Source organism: Curtobacterium sp. VKM Ac-2889 (assembly GCF_015350855.1).
Lineage (GTDB): Bacteria > Actinomycetota > Actinomycetes > Actinomycetales > Microbacteriaceae > Curtobacterium > Curtobacterium poinsettiae.
The window spans coordinates 81,639-97,451 of record NZ_JADKSC010000002.1; the positions used below are offsets into that span (position 1 = coordinate 81,639).

Annotated in this window: 14 protein-coding genes and 1 tRNA gene; 4 read left to right on the plus strand and 11 right to left on the minus strand. The window is 70.0% G+C overall.

The window, feature by feature from the left end; translation table 11 throughout:
- The first annotated feature begins 71 nt into the window (after positions 1-71).
- A complete protein-coding gene (locus ITJ50_RS17990) occupies positions 72-554 on the plus strand; it encodes a DUF4365 domain-containing protein (protein ID WP_194590155.1) in 483 nt (160 codons plus the stop codon).
- Entirely contained in the window at positions 551-1,702 is a 1,152-nt protein-coding gene (locus ITJ50_RS06255) for a hypothetical protein (protein ID WP_194590156.1), read from the plus strand. Before ITJ50_RS17990 ends, ITJ50_RS06255 begins: the two co-directional genes overlap by 4 nt.
- 602 nt (positions 1,703-2,304) lie before the next feature.
- Here ITJ50_RS06255 and ITJ50_RS06260 read toward each other — a convergent pair.
- From ITJ50_RS06260 to ITJ50_RS06275, 4 genes are all read right to left on the minus strand, one after another.
- Positions 2,305-3,147: a hypothetical protein gene (locus ITJ50_RS06260; RefSeq protein ID WP_194590157.1), complete on the minus strand. Its 843-nt coding sequence runs from the start codon at positions 3,145-3,147 to the stop codon at positions 2,305-2,307.
- A gap of 108 nt (positions 3,148-3,255) precedes the next feature.
- A tRNA-Pro gene (locus ITJ50_RS06265) sits at positions 3,256-3,329 on the minus strand.
- A gap of 137 nt (positions 3,330-3,466) precedes the next feature.
- Positions 3,467-4,048 (minus strand): hypothetical protein, encoded by a 582-nt coding sequence (locus ITJ50_RS06270; protein ID WP_140449293.1) that lies wholly within the window; start codon positions 4,046-4,048, stop codon positions 3,467-3,469.
- Positions 4,045-4,875, minus strand: a complete 831-nt coding sequence (locus tag ITJ50_RS06275) for an endonuclease/exonuclease/phosphatase family protein (protein WP_194590158.1) — start codon at positions 4,873-4,875, stop codon at positions 4,045-4,047. Before ITJ50_RS06275 ends, ITJ50_RS06270 begins: the two co-directional genes overlap by 4 nt.
- Positions 4,876-4,945: 70 nt before the next feature.
- Between ITJ50_RS06275 and ITJ50_RS06280 the strand changes: the two genes are divergently transcribed.
- Both ITJ50_RS06280 and ITJ50_RS06285 read left to right on the plus strand, forming a co-directional pair.
- Complete coding sequence (locus tag ITJ50_RS06280) at positions 4,946-6,421, plus strand: hypothetical protein (protein ID WP_194590159.1); 1,476 nt, start codon at positions 4,946-4,948, stop codon at positions 6,419-6,421.
- Between the two features lie 76 nt (positions 6,422-6,497).
- Positions 6,498-8,654 (plus strand): RecQ family ATP-dependent DNA helicase, encoded by a 2,157-nt coding sequence (locus tag ITJ50_RS06285; protein ID WP_220035331.1) that lies wholly within the window; start codon positions 6,498-6,500, stop codon positions 8,652-8,654.
- 99 nt (positions 8,655-8,753) lie between these two features.
- On the opposite strand, the gene ITJ50_RS06290 is transcribed toward ITJ50_RS06285, so the two are convergent.
- The 7 genes from ITJ50_RS06290 to ITJ50_RS06320 all read right to left on the minus strand — a co-directional run bounded on the left by ITJ50_RS06290 (position 8,754) and on the right by ITJ50_RS06320 (position 15,087).
- Positions 8,754-9,077 (minus strand): hypothetical protein, encoded by a 324-nt coding sequence (locus ITJ50_RS06290; protein ID WP_017885891.1) that lies wholly within the window; start codon positions 9,075-9,077, stop codon positions 8,754-8,756.
- Between the two features lie 46 nt (positions 9,078-9,123).
- Positions 9,124-9,645, minus strand: a complete 522-nt coding sequence (locus ITJ50_RS06295) for a hypothetical protein (RefSeq protein ID WP_017885892.1) — start codon at positions 9,643-9,645, stop codon at positions 9,124-9,126.
- 172 nt (positions 9,646-9,817) lie between these two features.
- Positions 9,818-10,444: a hypothetical protein gene (locus tag ITJ50_RS06300; RefSeq protein ID WP_194590160.1), complete on the minus strand. Its 627-nt coding sequence runs from the start codon at positions 10,442-10,444 to the stop codon at positions 9,818-9,820.
- Between the two features lie 127 nt (positions 10,445-10,571).
- Positions 10,572-12,092 (minus strand): ribosome biogenesis GTPase Der, encoded by a 1,521-nt coding sequence (gene der / locus ITJ50_RS06305; protein ID WP_017885894.1) that lies wholly within the window; start codon positions 12,090-12,092, stop codon positions 10,572-10,574.
- A gap of 145 nt (positions 12,093-12,237) precedes the next feature.
- Complete coding sequence (gene cmk / locus ITJ50_RS06310; protein WP_042538571.1) at positions 12,238-12,933, minus strand: (d)CMP kinase; 696 nt, start codon at positions 12,931-12,933, stop codon at positions 12,238-12,240.
- 194 nt (positions 12,934-13,127) lie between these two features.
- On the minus strand, positions 13,128-14,240 hold the full coding sequence (locus ITJ50_RS06315; RefSeq protein ID WP_042538427.1) for a prephenate dehydrogenase: 1,113 nt from the start codon (positions 14,238-14,240) through the stop codon (positions 13,128-13,130).
- Positions 14,241-14,298: 58 nt separating this feature from the next.
- Positions 14,299-15,087 (minus strand): pseudouridine synthase, encoded by a 789-nt coding sequence (locus ITJ50_RS06320; protein ID WP_228501111.1) that lies wholly within the window; start codon positions 15,085-15,087, stop codon positions 14,299-14,301.
- Positions 15,088-15,813 lie beyond the last annotated feature (726 nt).

Genomic DNA, 15,813 nt, shown 5'->3' on the forward strand with positions numbered 1-15,813 from the left:
CATCTGCTCCTATCGGAGCCCCGACACCCGCGCTGGCGCTCCGGGGCTCGCCGAGTCGCCATACGGACTGGATGGAGCAGTTTCAAGTTGCGTACGTACGAGCGATAGCAGCTGCTGCCGGGTGCGCCATCGTCGGAGAGCCCAACGTCGACGACGGCGTAGACGTCGTACTCAGTCACCGTTCCACCGCCCATAAGCACTCAGGAGCCGTCTACCTCGAGCTTCAGCTCAAGGCGACCTCCTCCCCGGTCCTGGCAGGAACGCGTCGAGTCTCTGCGACCATGCGTTCGGATCGCTACGCGGAGCATTTAGACGCCACCCCGAACATGGATCGGATCGTCGTGCTGATGTCGATGCCCGCAGATCCGGCAGACTGGATCACGGCTTCGCACGCGAACCTACTTGTTCGGCACTGCGCGTACTGGGTGAACCTGGCCGGCGGGCCAGCTTCGTCAGCGGCTCGCCCTACTGTGAGCGCCAGTGTCCACAATATTTTCGATGACGTAACACTGTGCAACATCATGGCTCGTATCGGACAGGGAGGAAAACCGTGAACGACCTACCCGCCGAGCCCGCCGACTTTGCGACGGTCACTGCACTTCTACGCCACTTCTCTTGGGCACCTCTGGACGGAAGCCCCGGCAGGTACGAGGTTTGGGGCAGTGCCACCGGAGATGAAGTGTTACTTCCTATCAATCCTGAGAACGCCGATTACGACCGGTTATTGTCCGCTGCGCAACGCGCGCTGACGTCGAAGTACGGTAGCGCCGCAACAGAGGTTCTAGGCGCGCTGCGAACTCAGATCAACCAATTGCTCGATAGCACTCAGTGGCTGAAAGAGACCCGGCTTGAGGCGGGTTTGATCAGTTGGGAGGAGGGCGAGGGACTATTCCTCGCCGCGAGGGCTGCACTAGTCGCATCTGCGAAGTCTACCAGGGAAAGACGACCATACCACGGTAATGCAAGTGCGCATATCGGGCGCCGGTTTTTAGAGAGCAGCTTGATGGGGCAAACGGAGGTGGGGAGCTTCATCATCAATGCCTACACACCATCCAACGCTCGATTCCATTTAACGAAAGCATCCGAGGACGTCGCTTCCTCCGCCCCCCGCAAAGCGGAGACTGTCTCGGGGCGAACGATTCTGAACACAATGACCGAGGCAATGTCTTCCATACATTCAACTCTTCGGTCTTCACGGCATAAATCAAGCCCAGAAGATTTTCTCGAGCTTGTGGACAACGGTGTCTCATATGAGTTACTCAAGGCGCTCGTTGAGATAACCCACGGGGCTGATTCCGCTGTGAAAGTGTCTCAGCGCGACCCCAACAATTTGGGTCGCAAGGTCGAGTTTGATTTCAGTCCAACCGACAGTCCCATTCTCGCCCGTGCTGCGACACGATTCGCGGAGGGGAGCCAAGCGCCGAAACAGGTCACGTTTGCTGGAGAGGTCACCCTCCTAAGCCACTCTTCGACAACCGCTGCTCACGTAGTGCGAATTGACATGGATGGACGCAAGGTGCGAGTTCGCCTGAACGCGACGGAGTACAAGGTGGCTTACGACGCACACGGCGACGAGCGTTGGCTCTCAGTACGGGGGAAACTCGAGAAGGACGGCAACAACTACTGGATCAACAAGCCGACCGAGGTTAAGGCCGTGGATGCGCCTCCACAGGTAGAGCAAACTCCTCCGTTGGAGCTCTAGACATCACGCTGTTGCGTGACGCTATGGCAGCATTTCGTACAGTGCGACGTAGAACGCCTCTGCCGGTCGGTAGATGTTGTCGAGGCCAGAGTTCCGCTCCCCACGTTCCATACCGGCGACGTAGGTCCGTCGAGGCCAGCACGGTGCGCGAACTACGTTTGGCTGAGGTCCGACCTGGCTCATGCGCGACGCAGCTCGTCCTGATCGCAGGGTCGACCTCGGAGTGGAAATGCGCCCGTGCCCCCTCAGGCTCCGCTCGGACGCTCGGAACCTAAAGCGGACGCGAGCAGAACCCGGCCCTACCTCCCCGTAAGGGCGTGAGCCACGACTCCGCGCCGGTACAAGCAGAGTTGGGGCGAACACCACGGCGTGCAGCGCTGAGAGGGTGGCAGTGGCGTCGACCCCGCCTACTCCGCTCCGCTTTTCGGAGCGGAGTAGGTCGAGCGGAGTCGCCAAGGGAGGGGGGCACCATGGGCTAACGCGACAATAATCTGGAACACGTTCACGAGCACCACGTGGGACGGCGGGCTGGCGTGATGACCGGCCGCGCGGAACACGAAGCGGACAGGACGACGCCCGCTCCGTCAGCTCCGTCAGCTCCGTCAGCTCCGTCGAGCGACCATTCCACCGTGGAAGAACTGGACTAGCGGCACTGCAAGGAACAGTGCCGCTTCGGCTTCTTCTTGCGTCGCCGCCCGATCACCGTTGCCGCCGTGTCGCTGCTGCTGGCCCGAGTGCAAGGAACGCATCATCTTCACGATGGTGTCGCTGGAGGGGTTTGCCTCGTCGTCTTGCAGTGGAAGCGCCCAGTCCTTCTGGTCCCGCATCGCCGACACCATCTTGCCGAGCGTTGCGACTGAGTCCTTGGGCGAGACACGGGGCTTCGCAGCCTCCTCGACCGCCTTGATCGCCTTGGAGTAAGCCTTGTCCGGATCAGGGTTCATCCCGAACGCCGCGTGCCAGGCGTCAGACAGCAGTTCGCCTGCACCGCCCGTGGAAGACATAACCGCGTCCGATGCGACCTGAACAGCTATCGGGACACGTCGTTCAAGACCCGCAGCCCCAAGTCGACGTCCTACACGCCACGCCGAACCAGCATTCGCCAGAAGCTCCTCGAGGTCCTCATTCCACACTTCGTGACTTGTGAAGCTCAGCTTCGCGACAAGAAAGTCGGCGACGCTGAGCGTGAGGTCGCTGTCCTTCCGCATTTGGAGTGCGGTGCTGAGGAACGAGCCTCGCATTTCGGGAGCAAGAGGCTTCACAAGGCGACGTAACTCGTCGTACTCAGCTACGAAGTGCAGACGGTTCGTAGAGTCCCGCGCGAAGTGCTTGACTGCAGCGTCGATCCAGATCCAGAAGCGAGTGGCCATCCAAGGCGGAACCCCCTCATGGAGGCTCTCTCGATCCGCAGCCGCCGTACCCATCGGAACCCACTCGCTCTGCACATGGTCAATCTAGCGAGCAGAGCCGACGTCGGAGCAGTGTTGGAAGGATTTCGCTCCTCTGGAACATGAAAGCCCCGACGGAACCGTGGTCCAATCGGGGCTTTTCGGTCGGGCTGACAGGATTTGAACCTGCGACCCCTTGACCCCCAGTCAAGTGCGCTACCAAGCTGCGCCACAGCCCGCGAGTTCCGGAGAACTCAGGACCCCGGAGGATCCTCGCCCACGTCCGACCGGAGCGCGAGCGACCGGTCCAGCATAGCGGACGTCAGACCCCCTCCGTGCCACGGCGAGTCGCAGCAACGCGACCCGAACGACACGCTCAGCCCGGCCGCACCACCTCACGCCGCGCCGCCAACCACGGCAACCCGAGCCCCACGAGCAAACCCCCGGCCCCGTCTGCCGCCAGGTCCCCGATCGTGTCGTCGTACCCGACGAAGATCTTCGCGTCGACGAAGTTGTGCCCGAGCCACTCCCCCATCTCCCAGACCGCGCCGACCGCGAGTCCCGCACACAGCGCGAGCACCGCGACGACCACCCGGCGTTCCCCGTGCGGGGCCGGCACAGCACGCAGGTCGGCACCGATGACGTACAGCACGGCCGCGAGCAGCCCGGTCAGCACGACGTGCATGAACTTGTCCCACAGGAAGACGGTGGTGTACCACTCGAGCACGCTCGACCAGCCGGCGACGAGCACGAGCACACACACGGCCAGGTCGAAGACGGGTCGCAGCCCGAGCATGCGCGGCACCACGACCCCGAGCAGCGCCAGCGCCATGACCGGGAACGCCGTCCCACCCCACCCGACACTCGCCACGACGACGCTCACGAGCGTCAGGGCGCGCACCACGTCGGCCGCCAGGAACCGCGGCCGCAGGAAGGTCGACCCGAGCGCCCGGATCACGACGCCCACCGGACGACCGCGTGCACGGCGGCGTGGTCGGACGGCCACACGCCGCCCGGCCGCCGCACGTCGACCGCGACGCGGTCCACGGCCGCCCCAGCGGTCACGAGCACCCCGTCGATCCGCCGACCACCAACGCGCGGACTTCCGTAGTGCGGGTACGTCCCGTACGGCTCACCCACCTGCCTGGAGGCCCGCCCCCAGCTGTCCTCGACCCCCGCCTCCGCCAGGGCTCGCCATGGTGCGGAACCGGCGGGGCTGTTCCAGTCGGCCATGACCACGGCGGGCAGGCCGCGCTGCCGGACGATCCGGCCGAGCAGTTCGGCGGAGCGGAGTCGGGCCCACGACGAGGCGACGTCGAGGTGGGTGGCGATCGCCAGGAACCGGACGCCGGTCGCGCGGTCGTCGACCACGGCTCCGACGGCGTGCCGAGGGAAGGACGTGGCCCACGACCGCGAGCCGGGGCGGTGCGGTGTGCGGGAGAGCGCCCACGTGCGGCGCTCGACGACGTCGAGGCGGGAGCGGTCGAGGAACAGGCCGACCTGTTCGCCACCGCCGCGTGCTCCTCGCCCGGCCAGGACGGGCTCCCAACCCGACCCCAGGCCGGCGGTGAGGTCGTCTGCCTGCGCGGGGAGGGCCTCCTGGACGGCGAGGACGGTGGGCTCTTCGGACGTGACGAGCGCGAGGACGGCGTCACGGCGGCGCTCCCAGGCGTCCGGGTGGGTCGACCGTCGCGGCACGCGGCGACGCACGTTGAGCGTCATGCAGTGCACCTCGGGCGACCGGACCGGTCCGATGAGCGGGCGGTCGTCGGGGTGGTGGGGCATGCATCCCTTCTACGAGACGACACCCGTCGGATTCTCAGGGACCTCTCCGCCTGGCTCGTAGGGTGGCCCGATGCGCTCTCGTTCCACCCCTCGTGTCCTCGTCGCGATCGCCGTCTCCGGCCTGCTGCTCGGAGCCGCCGGGTGCACGTCGAGCGAACCGGACACGAGCCGCCCGACCCTGGCGAAGGCCTCCGCCGACACCGTCACGGTGGCCGACGCCGCGGACGCCGCAGCGCGGTCGGTCCGGGTCAGCAAGGCGCTGTTCGCCAGCGCTCCGGGCGCGGTCGTCGCCCCGGCCGACGACGCCGACGGGATCCGCGACGCAGCGAAGACCGCGGCGAGCGCCCACGTCCCGGTGCTGCTGACGACCAAGAACAAGGACGCTGCCGTCGCCCGCGAGCTCGACCGGCTCGGTGCCGGCTGGTACCAGGCCGAGGGCGACGTGTCGCTCGACACGGACGTCGAACAGCGGCAGGCGCCGGACGGCGGTGACGCGCCGGAGTCGACCCGGGCCTCCCGGCAGGCGACCGTGGTGGTGGCGGACGCGCGTGCGGACGCTGCTGCCGTGGCGACCGCGAAGGCCGCCGGTGCGCGGGTCGTGACCATGCCGAAGGGCGTGACCGACCCGGCTGCCGCACCCGACGTGGTGACGGCGCTGCACGAGCGGGCGAAGCACCCGACGGTCCTGGTCGGTGCGGCGTTCGACGCCCTGCCGGACCCGGATTGGACGGTGCGGGCGGCCGAGGGCGGGTTCCAGCTGCGGAACGGCGGCCAGCGGCCGTTCGACGGGCACCGGTACGTCGCGCTGTACGGGGCCCCCGGGGCGCCGGCGCTGGGAGTGCTCGGCGAGCAGGGGCCGAAGCAGACCGTGCAGCGGGCCGAGCAGGTCGCGAAGCCGTACCGGGCCGAGTCCGACGAGCTGGTGACGCCCGCGATGGAGGTCATCGCGACCGTCGCCGCCGGGGACGCCGGCGCCGACGGCGACTACTCGACCGAACTGCCGGTCTCGACGCTCGAGCCCTACGTCGAGGCCGCCCACGATGCGGACATGCCGGTCATCATCGACCTGCAGCCCGGGCGGTCGGACTTCCTGTCGCAGGCGAAGAAGTACGAGTCGTTGCTGAAGAAGCCCGGCGTGTGGCTTGCGCTCGACCCGGAGTGGCGGCTCACGAAGGACCAGGTACCCCTGCAGCAGATCGGCAGCGTGTCGGCGTCCGAGGTGAACAAGGTCTCGTCGTGGCTGGCTGCGCTGGTCAGGAAGGAAGGGCTGCCGCCGAAGGCCCTGGTGCTGCACCAGTTCCGGCTGTCGATGATCAAGGACCGCTCAGCACTGCGGACCCACCCGGAGCTCGACATGCTCGTGCACGTCGACGGGCAGGGGTCGCAGCCGGACAAGCAGGCGACGTGGAAGGCGCTGCACCAGGGCGCGCCCGAGGGGCTGCACTGGGGCTGGAAGAACTTCACCGACGAGGACACGCCCATGCTGACGCCCGCGCAGACCATGCGGGACGTGCGGCCGACGCCGTCGCTGATCACGTACCAGTAGGGCCCGGTTGGTCCGGTTGTCCACAGCCGGGAGTCGCGACCCGCGTTTCGTCGGTCGGTGCTGACAGCATGGGGGCATGTCTGGTCTTGGTGTCGGGTCCACTGCGTCGTCTTCTGTCTCCCCCTCTGCGGACATCGCCGCCGAGGCGCAGCAGGCGCTCGCTGCGCTCACGGGGCGCCCCGACGCGGTGTTCCACCCCGGCCAGCTCGAGGCGATCTCCGCGCTGGTGGAGCACCGGCAGCGCGCCCTGGTCGTGCAGCGCACCGGGTGGGGCAAGTCGGCGGTGTACTTCCTGGCGACGCTGCTGCTGCGCCGACGCGGGGGCGGCCCGACGGTCCTGGTGTCGCCGCTGCTCGCCCTGATGCGCGACCAGGTCGCCGCTGCCGCGCGGGCCGGGGTCCGTGCGGTGTCGATCAACTCCGCGAACGCGCACGAGTGGGGTGAGACCCAGGCTGCCCTCGCCCGTGACGAGGTCGACGTGCTCCTGGTCTCCCCCGAACGCCTGAACAACCCGAAGTTCCGCGACGAGCAGATGCCGACCCTGATCGCCCGGATGGGCATGCTCGTGGTCGACGAAGCGCACTGCATCTCGGACTGGGGCCACGACTTCCGGCCGGACTACCGGCGTCTGGCCGAGCTCATCCGGTCGCTCCCCCACGGCGTCCCCGTCCTGGCCACCACCGCGACGGCGAACGAGCGCGTGGTCGAGGACGTCGCCGAGCAGCTGACCGCCGGCCCGGCCGACCCGGTGTTCACGATCCGTGGGTCCCTGGCCCGCAAGTCCCTGCGCCTCGGCGTGCTGACCCTGCCCGACGCCCGGCAGCGGCTGGGGTGGCTCCTCGCCCACCTCGGCGACCTGCCCGGCAGCGGCATCATCTACACGCTCACGGTCTCGGCGGCCGAGGACATCGCCCGGCTGCTGCGCGACAACGGGTACGCCGTCCGCGCGTACACCGGGCGCACCGACACCGACGAGCGCGAGCAGCTCGAACAGCAGCTCAAGGGCAACGAGCTGAAGGCCCTGGTCGCCACGAGTGCGCTCGGCATGGGGTTCGACAAGCCCGACCTGGGGTTCGTCGTGCACGTCGGCGCTCCGTCGTCGCCCGTCGCCTACTACCAGCAGATCGGTCGCGCGGGTCGTGCGACCGACAACGCCGACGTCCTGCTCCTGCCCGGGCGCGAGGACCGCGAGATCTGGCAGTACTTCGCCAGTGCCTCGATGCCGACCGAAGCCCGTGCCGCCGCCGTGCTGGGCGCGCTGTCGACCGACACCGCGATGTCGACCGTCGCGCTCGAGGGTCTGGTCGACATCAAGCGCTCCACCCTCGAACTCCTGCTCAAGGTGCTCGACGTCGACGGCGCCGTCCGACGCGTCACCGGCGGCTGGGTGTCGACCGGGCAGCCGTGGGAGTACGACGCACCCCGGTACGAACGCGTCGCCGCGGCCCGTGCTGCCGAGGCCGCGTCGATGCTCGACTACGAGTCCACCTCGGCCTGCCGCATGCAGCTGCTGCAGCAGGACCTCGACGACCCCTCGGCCGAGCCCTGCGGCCGATGCGACAACTGCGCCGGGGCGTGGTTCCCGACGGCCGTGTCCGACACCGACTCGTCCGGGGCGGCGGCCGCGCTCGACAAGGTCGGCGTCGAGATCGCCCCGCGTGCCCAGTGGCCCTCGGGGATGTCGTCGCTCGGTGTCTCGGTGCGGGGCAAGATCGGCGCGGACGAGCTCGTGCAGCCCGGCCGTGCGGTGGCGCGTCTGACCGACCTCGGCTGGGGTGGTCCCCTGCGTGCCCTGTTCTCGCCGTCCACCCCGGATGCACCGATCTCGCGCGAGCTCGTCGACGGCTGCGTCCGGGCGCTCAAGGACTGGCCGTGGGAGACCCGGCCGACCGGCGTCGTGGCGATGTCCTCGCGGTCACGGCCCGAGCTGGTGGGGTCCCTCGCCCAGGCGCTGTCCACGATCGGGCGGCTGCAGTTCCTCGGCACGCTCGGCCGTGCCGGCGGGACCCCTCGCGGCGACGGTGCGACGAACAGCGCCTACCGGTTGTCCGGCGTGTGGGACACCTTCGTGGTCGATCCGTCGCTCGCCGCCGCCCTGCAGTCGCACGAGGGCCCGGTGCTGCTCGTGGACGACCTGGTCGACAGCCGGTGGACGATGACCGTCGCCGGCCGGGAGCTCCGGCGCGCCGGGGCCTCCGCCGTGCTGCCGTTCGCCCTGGCCACGGTGGCGTAGCCCCCGCACCTGTTTTGCGACAGTCCACGTGTCGATCGACCCGTGGGTTGTCGCACACCTGGTCCGGCATCCACCGGAAACCGCTCCGGCGCGCAGCGGTCAGGACCCGCTCGACCCCAGTCCTGCGGCGAGCCACGACGAGAACACGCCGACGAAGAGGTCGAGCAGCAGCGCCCCACCCGCGACGAACAGTCCGGCGGCGGCCAGTCCGACGACGAACGCCCGCTGCGCACGGCCGACGATGAGCGCCACGAGGGTCATCACGAGGGCGACCAACGCCACGAACCCCGAGACCAACCACCACGCGAAGGAACCGCTGCTGGTGAACATGCTGACCAGTGCTCCGACGTTCCACAGCCCGGCTCCGAGCGCCACGACCGAGGGCACCACGAGCAACCACTGACCAGCCGAGTTCTCGCGCACCAGCCCATCGTGCCACGACGGTGCGCCACGGCGGCCGACGGCAGCCTCAGCGCCGCGCGGGCTTCGGGAACGTGGCCCGCATGTGGTCGCTCGTCAGCACGTCGCCGATGCCGACCATCAGCACCGAGAACAGGATCTGCTCGATGACCATCCAGAACGGGTAGAGCCCCGGGATCGCCGCGACGATCAGCGTCACGATCGGGAAGATCCGGCTGAACAACCGCAGCCGCTGGTACGCCCAGTAGTACCCGAGCTGCGCCCGCCAGGCGAACACGTAGAGCGTCAAGGTGATCAGCAGCACCACGGTGGACCGGAACCACACCGCCCACGACAGGGACTCCCCGGCGCGGGTCAGCAGCACCGCGACCACGATGGCGGTGAGGCCGACGACGGTCTCCGCGACGAGCAGCCACCGGATCCACCGGAACGAACGGACCGTGTCCGGGTGTTCGAGCATGTCCTCGCGGATCACGTACCCGGACTGCCGGCCTCCGGCCAACCGGTCGAGCCGAAGACGGCACCACACACGGTCGGCGAGCACACCGAGTCCGTCGTTCTGCTGCGTCACCAGTACATCGTGCCCCATCCCGGCGGTAGCGGCGGACGCGGCACCGGCACGAGCACCGATGCGGAACGACACTGTCGACGTCGGACGACCACGACGGTGTCGTTCTCCGTCGGCGCAGCGCAGCACAACCCCGCGCAGCCCCAACCCCGCGCAGCCTCAGCCTGCGCCCCGCTCAGTCCGACGGGACGAGTGCCGCGCCGCCCAGCACGGTGCCGGTCCCGGCGTCGAGCAGGACCAGGGAGCGGACCTCGTCGGGCAGCGTCCACGGCTCGCCGAGCACGACGGTCAGCCCCTGTTCGACCCCGTCGGCCTGGAACAGGTCGTAGGACTCCCCGACCGGCGTCCACATCGGCTTCGAGCCACCGCGCACCGTCCCCGCGGACAGCACGACGTCGACCGGGCCGTCCCCGCCGGTCTCCAGGTGGTCGATCTCCACCGCGAGGGTCTCGTCACTCGTGTTCGCGGTGATCCGGACGTGCCCGGAGGCAGCCGCCCCGATGCCGACGATGTCACCGGAGACCGGCGGGACGCGCCGCCACCACGGGTCGATGGGTGAGCCGTCGACCGGACGGACGGGTTCGGGCTCGATCGGCTCCCCGAGGGCGTCGGACGGCTGCAGCCGGACGTCGGGCGACTGCGCCGGCTCGGGGCCCACTGCCTCGGCACGGGTGACCGGTTCGCCGTCGTCCGGTGCGTGCGAGCTCGTCCACAGGGACACCGAACCCACGAAGACCACCCCGACGAGGACACCCACCAGGGCGAGCCGACGTCGGTCGGCTGCCCACCGCCCGGTACCCACGCCCCCATGATGCCGCACCGGCGCGCCGGACCGGCCCCGGGCCTCCAGGCCGACCGCGGACGCGAACGCAGAACGCAGAACGCGCCCCGACGGATCGGGGCGCGTTCTGCGTGACGGGTGGGGAGGCTCAGCGCTTCCGGCGCTCGCGCACCCGCATGTTGACGTTGATCGGCGTGCCGGAGAAGCCCCAGACCTCGCGGAGTCGACGCGTGATGAAGCGTCGGTACTGCGGGTCGAGGAACGCCGACGTGAAGAGCACGAAGGTCGGCGGCTGGCTCGACGCCTGGGTGCCGAACAGGATGCGGGGCTGCTTGCCGCCGCGCACGGGGTGGGGGTGCTCCTGCACGAGCTCGGCGATGAAGGCGTTGACCTTGCCGGTCGGGATGCGGGTGTCCCACGACTCGAGGGCGGTCTCGAGCGCCGGCACGAGCTTCTCGAGGTGACGGCCGGTGCGGGCCGAGATGTTCACGCGCGGGGCCCAGGCGACGTGCGCCAGGTCCTGCTCGATCTCGCGCTCCAGGTAGCGGCGGCGTTCGTCGTCGAGCAGGTCCCACTTGTTGTAGGCCAGCACGAGGGCACGGCCGGACTCGAGGACGAGGTCGATGATGCGCAGGTCCTGCACGGACACCGGCTCGGTGACGTCGAGGACGACGACGGCGACCTCGGCCTTCTCGAGCGCGGCGGTGGTGCGGAGCGACGCGTAGAAGTCGGCGCCCTGCTGCATGTGGACGCGCTTGCGGATGCCGGCGGTGTCGACGAAGCGCCAGACCTTGCCGCCGAGCTCGATCTGCTCGTCCACCGGGTCGCGGGTGGTGCCGGCGATGTCGTTCACGACGACCCGCTCTTCACCGGCGGCCTTGTTGAGCAGCGAGCTCTTGCCGACGTTCGGGCGGCCGAGGATGGCCACGCGGCGGGGGCCACCGACCTCCTGCTTGGCGACGGCCGAGGTGTCGGGGAGCGTCTTGATGATCAGGTCGAGCAGGTCCGCGACGCCGCGGCCGTGTAGGGCGGACACGGGGTGCGGCTCGCCGAGGCCCAGGTTCCAGAGCTCGGAGGCTTCGAGTTCACGGCGCTCGTCGTCGGCCTTGTTCGCGACGACGATGACGGGGCGGTCGGTGCCGCGGAGCATCTTCACGACGTGCTCGTCGGTGGCGGTGATGCCGACCGTGACGTCCACCACGAACAGCACGGCGTCGGCGAGGTCGATCGCGACCTCAGCCTGGGCGGCGACGGAGGCGTTGATGCCCTCGGCGCCGGGCTCCCAGCCGCCGGTGTCGACGAGCGTGAAGCGCTTGTCGTTCCAGTCGGCCTTGTAGCTGACGCGGTCGCGGGTGACGCCGGGGACGTCCTGCACGACGGCTTCACGGCGACCGAGGATGCGGTTGACGAGCGCCGACTTGCCGACGTTCGGGCGACCGACGATCGCGAGCACCGGGTAGGCCGGCAGGTAGTGGACGCCGTCTTCGCCGATCTGGCCCGCTTCGAGCAGGGCGAGGTCCTCGTCCTCGAGGTCGTACTCTTCGAGGCCGGCGCGGAGCGCGGTGGCACGCTGCTCGGCCTCTGCCTCGTCGAGTCCGGCGAGACGCTCGCCGAGGGCGTCGTCGTACTCCGGGAAGTCGTCGTTGTCAGGGTTGTCCAGCTGAGCCATCTTGTGTTCCTCGCGAGCGGCCGGGGCCGCGGTGTCGGTGGCCGTTGCCGGCCGGGCCGGGGGTCCGGCCGTGGTTGACCGTCCCGCCGGAGCGTTCTGGTCTGCGTCAGTGCGTGAGCGGCCCGCCGAGGCGGTCCGGTCTGCGTCAGTGCGTGGCCGCGCGGGCCAGGTCGACGACCGCCTGCACGGTCTGGTCGAAGTCGAGGTCGGTGGAGTCGAGCGTCGTGACGCCGTCGGCGGCGTTCATGAAGTCGACGACCTTCGCGTCCGCCGCGTCGCGACGAGCGAGTGCTGCGGAGGTCTCGGCGGCCGACTGGGTCGTGACCTCTGCCGAGCGTCGGGCCATTCTAACGGACTCGTCGGCCGTCAGCAGGATCCGGACCTCGGCGTCGGGTGCGACGACCGTGGTGATGTCCCGGCCCTCGGTGATGATGCCCGGGGCGTCGGTCTTCCGCATGACGGTGCGGAACAGCTGGACCAGGCGCTTCCGGACGTCCGGGAGCTTCGCGATGTGGGCGACCGCGCCGGTGACGTCGGGGGTGCGGATGGCCTCGGTCACGTCGGTCTCCCCCACCTTGACGTAGTAGTCGTCGGGGTCGGTGCCGATGGCGTAGTCGAAGGTGTCCCAGCTCGCCAGGACCGCCGCGGCGTCGTCGAGGTCGACCCGCTGCTGCAGGGCGTGCCACGCGAGTGCACGGTAGGCAGCGCCGGTGTCCTGGTAGCCGTAGCCCAGGGCGCGGGCTGCCGCACGGGAGACGCTCGACTTGCCGCTGCCGGCCGGACCGTCGACCGCGATGACGATCTTCGCCACGTAGGCTCCGTCGGCCAGGCCGGACGGCATCGGGGCGCTGGTCGAGCCGGGCTCGCCGCCGGGCTCGCCGAGGCCGCCTGCCGGACCGCCGAGTGCGCCGCCGTCGCCGCTGCCGCTCAGCGGGCCGCCGGCACCACCCTGGCCCGGGGTCGGGAGGCCGGAGTCGGGCCCGTCCGGTCCGCCGGTCACACCGGAGTCGTTCGTCGCTGCGTTCGTGTCGTCGTTCAGGCCCATGCTGCTGCGATCCTCCATCCGCGCCCCTCGAGTTCCTCGACGAGTCGCTGTTCCTGCTCGGGCAGCACCGACACCTCGACGATGCCGATCTGTGCGCCCGGTGAGTGCTCGAGGCGCATGTCCTCGAGGTTGATGCCGATCTCCCCGATGAACGTCAGGAGTGCGGCGATCTGCCCGGGAGTGTCGTCGACCAGGACGACCACCTGGGCGAAGCGCTTGGTGGTGCCGTGCTTGCCCGGCAGCCGTTCGACCCCGCGGTTGCCGTCGGCGATGGTCTCGGCGATGGTGCGCGGCGATCCGGCACCGTCCGGGTCGCCGAGCGCGTCGATCACGCGGGTCAGGTCGTCGCGCAGGTCGGTGAGCACCGGCCGGATGTGCCCGGCGTTCGCGCCGATGATCTGCACCCAGAGCCCGGGGTCGCTCGCGGCGATCCGGGTGACGTCGCGCACGCCGCCGCCGGCCAGGCCGAGCGACCCGTCGGGGGCATCGCGCAGGCGCGAGGCCATCAGCGTCGACACGAGCTGCGGCGCGTGCGAGACGTACGCCACGGCGAGGTCGTGCGACTCGGGGTCCATCGGCACGACGGTGGCGCCGACGTCGAGCGCGAGGTCCTCGACCACCGCAGCTCGCTGGTACGTGATGCCGTCGTGTCCCGCGATCACCCACGGGCGTCCGACGAACAGGTCGGCGCGGGCGGCGGTCGGACCGCTGCGCTCGCGTCCGGCCATCGGGTGCGACCCGATGTAGCGGGAGACGTCGGCCCCGGCCGCCACCAGAGCGGCGAGCGGCCCGGACTTCACGCTGGCGACGTCCGTCACCACGGCGTCGGGGTGGGCGGCGAGCTCACGCTCGACCACCGTCGCGACGACGTCCGGCGGCACCGCGACGACGACGAGCTCCGGCTGGTCGCCGGCTGCCGGCCGACGCCCGGCGCCGTAGTCCACGGCGAGCGCCAGCGCGGCGGGCGAGACGTCGTCGAGGACGACGTCCACACCCTTCTCACGCAGGGCCAGACCGATCGAGGCGCCGAGCAACCCGGCACCGACGACCCGGACCGGGCCGCGCAGACGGCGGTCGATGTCGGTCGGGGTCACGTCGGTCACCGGGCAAGCCTACCGATCGAGGCTCGGGCATCGGTCGATGCCCGAGCGTCGGGGTCGGTCAGTCCGCCGACTCGTCCTCGTACTCGTCGTCGTCCTGGTCGAGTGCGACGTCGCGGTCGTCACGAGCGGACGGCTTCGCGTCGCGGACGGTGCTGAGCAGCTTGCCGACCTCGACCGTGCCGAGCTCGCGCATCTTGCCCGGCGGCAGGCTGCCCAGGTGCAGTGGTCCGAACGACCGGCGGACGAGTTCGAGGACCGGGTGGTCGACGGCCTCGAGCATGCGTCGGACGATGCGGTTGCGGCCGGAGTGCAGGGTGATCTCGACGAGCGACTCACCCCGCGAGGACTCGAGCAACCGCACCTTGTCGGCCTTGATCGGACCGTCCTCGAGCTCGACACCCTCGGTCAGGCGCTGCACCACGGCGGGGTTCACGTTGCCGTGGACCTTCGCGATGTACGTCTTCTGCACGCCGAACGACGGGTGCGCCAGCACGTGCGCCAGGTCGCCGTCGTTCGTCAGGACGAGCAGCCCGGAGGTCTCGGCGTCGAGACGGCCGACGTTGAACAGGCGCTCCTCGTAGCGGTCCACGAACTCGGTCAGGTCGCGGCGACCGCGCTCGTCCTGCAGGCTCGAGACGACGCCGGTCGGCTTGTTCAGCACGATGTAGCGCCGAGACGAGTCGATCTGCACCGGCACACCGTCGACGCTGATCGCGTCCTTCTCGGGGTCGACGCGACGACCGAGGGCGTCCACGACCTCGCCGTTGACCGTCACGCGGCCCTCGACGATCAGGTTCTCCGCGACCCGGCGGGATGCCACGCCGGCAGCGGCGATCACCTTCTGCAGGCGCTCGCCCTCTGCCTGGAGGCCCGGCTCGGCCCCGGCAGGCGCCGTTCCGTCCGCCGCGTCCCAGTCCTCGATGATCGGCCGCTCGGGCGTGCCCTCGGCCGGGTTGCCCCGGTCGTCGCGCTGCCCGCTCGGCTTCGGCGTGGTGCGGTCGCTGTTGCGGACGCTCGTGGTGCCGCCGACGTAGCGGCGGCCGTTGTGCCAGACGCGGCTCTGCTGGCCGTCGGGGGTGCGGCGGTCGTCGCGGCCGCGGTCGTCCCGACGGTCGTCGCGGGGTGCCGAGCTGGTGCGGTCGTCACGACCCCGGTAGCCACCACGGTCGTCACGCGGAGCCGAAGCCCCACGGTCGTCACGACCCCGGTAGCCACCACGGTCGTCACGCGGAGCCGAAGCCCCACGGTCGTCACGACCCCGGTACCCACCACGGTCGTCACGCGGAGCGGAGTTGCCGCGGTACCCACCGCGGTCGCCGCCACCGGATCGGTCGTCGCGACCCCGGTACCCGCCGCGGTCGTCACGTGGAGCCGGAGCCCCGCGGTCGTCACGGCCGCGGTAGCCACCACGGTCGTCACGCGGAGCCGAGTTGCCGCGGTAGCCACCACGGTCGTCACGCGGAGCCGAAGCCCCACGGTCGTCACGACCCCGGTACCCACCACGGTCGTCACGCGGAGCGGAGTTGCCGCGGTACCCACCGCGGTCGCCGCCACCGGATCGGTCGTCGCGACC